Source organism: uncultured Apibacter sp. (genome assembly GCF_946479295.1).
Taxonomy (GTDB): domain Bacteria; phylum Bacteroidota; class Bacteroidia; order Flavobacteriales; family Weeksellaceae; genus Apibacter.
This window is the reverse complement of record NZ_CAMLFD010000034.1, coordinates 1-2,847: the sequence shown is the minus strand read 5'-3', so window position 1 is coordinate 2,847 and position 2,847 is coordinate 1. Positions and strand designations below refer to the sequence as shown.

At 24.4% G+C, this 2,847-nt stretch carries 6 protein-coding genes; all 6 read left to right on the top strand.

The annotated features are described in order from the left end of the window. Positions 1-740, top strand: a 740-nt coding sequence (locus tag Q0T35_RS11080; RefSeq protein ID WP_295843148.1) for a hypothetical protein, incomplete at its 5' end; no start/stop codon positions are given. Between the two features lie 346 nt (positions 741-1,086). Then, positions 1,087-1,227 (top strand): glycohydrolase toxin TNT-related protein, encoded by a 141-nt coding sequence (locus tag Q0T35_RS11225; protein ID WP_366937747.1) that lies wholly within the window; start codon positions 1,087-1,089, stop codon positions 1,225-1,227. A gap of 1 nt (position 1,228) precedes the next feature. Further along, a complete protein-coding gene (locus tag Q0T35_RS11075) occupies positions 1,229-1,612 on the top strand; it encodes a hypothetical protein (protein ID WP_295843146.1) in 384 nt (127 codons plus the stop codon). Beyond that, positions 1,605-2,006 (top strand): hypothetical protein, encoded by a 402-nt coding sequence (locus tag Q0T35_RS11070; protein ID WP_295843145.1) that lies wholly within the window; start codon positions 1,605-1,607, stop codon positions 2,004-2,006. Before Q0T35_RS11075 ends, Q0T35_RS11070 begins: the two co-directional genes overlap by 8 nt. Positions 2,007-2,043: 37 nt before the next feature. Next, positions 2,044-2,394: a nucleotidyltransferase domain-containing protein gene (locus Q0T35_RS11220; protein WP_366937746.1), complete on the top strand. Its 351-nt coding sequence runs from the start codon at positions 2,044-2,046 to the stop codon at positions 2,392-2,394. Positions 2,395-2,531: 137 nt separating this feature from the next. Beyond that, positions 2,532-2,847, top strand: a 316-nt coding sequence (locus Q0T35_RS11060) for a hypothetical protein (protein ID WP_295843141.1), incomplete at its 3' end; no start/stop codon positions are given.

Here is a 2,847-nt window from a genome sequence, read left to right as displayed (position 1 = left end):
ATGATTATAATTCCATAAATGAATATTGGTATCCATATCCTCCATGTTTAACACCCCTATTTTTAGGTTGTGATTCATCTTATAAAGGGATTATTCATCATTTTTTTTGTGATAGAAAAGAGACTTTTATAGAATATAATTTAGAAAATGGTTATATGTCTGAAATAGCAAGGAATGAAAATCAGTTATTTACCTTACTTATATTGAAAATGATTGTTATTAAAGATGATTTATCTAACGAAATTATTGATTTTAGTAAAGAGATAAATTATGATAAAATACAAGAAATAAATGAATTTTCCATTAAATATGGAGATAATCCGGAACATTTTAATGAACTTGTCTATTATAAAGAAAATACTCCCTTTATTTACTTAAAAGATAGATCTCAATACAATGGAGATTATCCTTCTTCTCTTAGTATCTTAAACCAAGATGTAATTAAAAATTCTTGTGAATTTGAAATCAGTAATAAAAAATTATTACAAGAAGTTGAAGATATACCTTTGTGGATAGAATCTAAGAATAATAAAAAGGAATTATTCGAACTATTTGTTACAAAAAACCAGTTAAAAGAAGCTTGGTTTACCTTAAATAGCAAAGGTTGGTTATTGACAGATGTTGCAAAATCATTAAAAATATTAAAAAATAAGTCAAATGATTCTTTATTACAATTGGTAGTAGATAACTGGATTAATAATTGGGAAAAATCTGATGTATTAAGAAATAGTCAATATTAAAAAATTCTATATTTATATGATAATTTAAATTTTATTATTTAAAAAATGTTACGGCTTTAGCATAAAAAAGATTAAATATTTTTAGTGTTTATAACACTTGTTAAATTACATAAAATAAGCTAAACAATTTAAAGGAATTTTTAAGTTTGGAAAAAGGTTAAAGATAAGAGAAATAACTTTTGAGGATTTTTTAGCTTCCTGTAAATTTCCTACAGATGAATTAGCTAATAAAGCATGGGATTTATTTTGTAAAGAAGATTGGAAGGGTTTAGAAAAATCGTTTAATGATAATAAACTTAATGGAGGATGGCCTCCAAGGAGGGTTTATAAATACTTCTAAAAGAATATATTACCGCTAAAAGAACTTCCTGTTGTAGAAGGAAAAGCAATCCCTTGGTTTGGTAAGGATGGTATGGGAACTCAATTCTTAACGGGCGAAGGTGTTGATGGCCTAATTAAAAATGGATATATAAAAAAAGTAAACTAAAATGATAAAAATAATAGAAAAAAATAGACGAGAGCTTTATGATGGATTAGAATCAGAAGAATTATATAATAAAATATTAGCTAAAGGTTTAAAATTAAAGGATATTTTAAATAACAATTTCTCAAATTTAAAAGAAAAATTAAATTCTGAGGATTTTAAAATCATTATGGATCTTATCAAAACAAAACCCTCGAAAGACACTTTGTTTTATAAATTTTTCCCAAATAAAGCTAAAGATGATACAAATTATTATTCTTTAGAGGGATTATCACTATATTATAGCATAGCAAATGATAATATTTTAGAAATATTATCATTCGGAGAATTACAACCAAGTCGTTATATCTTATATAGCGAAGGCATTTTTAAAATAGAAAATGAATAAAATACAAGGACAAGAATTAATTTATGTAGGACCAGATCAAGGATTTGTTTTTGATATGAAGCTTGAAAACAATCAGAATGAGAAATTTTTATATATTATAGAAAATAATTCTTTCAAAAACTTAAAAGAAAAAATTAGTATAGAAGATTTCATTTTCATAAAAAAAGATTTGCATATTCTTCATGGAACTGAAACTAGAGAATTTAAAGAAGATCTAAAATCTGGTATTGTAAAAGAAGTCGGTAAAGAATTTTATGATTATTACGAAATAGAAAAAAGTAATTTAAGTTTATTTTATTACATTGAAAAGGATACATATATATATCTATATAGTTTCGGTGAAGTCCAACCTTGTTTGTACAAACTATATTTAGAAGGAGTATATGAATTATAAATAAAAAGCAGATTGTAAAATATCTGCTTTTTTATGAATTTTAAAATCCTTCAAATTAGCAAAACTAATCCTATCAATTAAAAGAATTTTTAAGATTGGAGTCAAAAAACTAAAAATATCACAAGGATTAACTAAATTACAATTTGATGAATTTTCAAAATTTTTACGAGAAAAAGAGGGCCATCTTAGTGATGATGTAGCCATACAAGGAAGTAGAACTAAAGGAACAGCAAAAGCTAGTTCAGATATAGATATTGCTCTCAAAGTAGATGAATCTACCTTTAATAAAATGATAAAGAATATTTTGGAGCACATAATGCTGGAAGTACAAAAGAAAGAACAATGTAACAAGCTATACAAATACGGAAATTCAGGCAGGAGAAGCTAAATTAAATACAATTAGAAAAGAAATAGCATCATGATAGTGGAATGGATGTAGACATTTCTATAATTAAAAAGGAGGAAATTTTGACAATCCACCATATATACCAATAAAATAGGTTCATATTATGAATGAATTAAATTATGAATGAATTAATTGTTAGATTTCATGTCAATGAAAAAAATAAAAATATTTTAAATGCAATCATCTCAAAATTAAATTTAAAAAATAAAGATTGTTTTGAAATAGATATAAATAAAAATGATGAATATGATGATAATAAAGCTCGAGAATTCCCAGATGGATTCTTATACTTTTCGAATTTTATAGAATATTTGAAAGATGAAGCCCAATATTCAAATGATGATATTTATAATTCTAAGTTAATTTTAAAAACATTATGGAATAGCGGAATACCTGCAATAGCAAGTTGTGATTTTGAAGAAAAATTACCAAAAA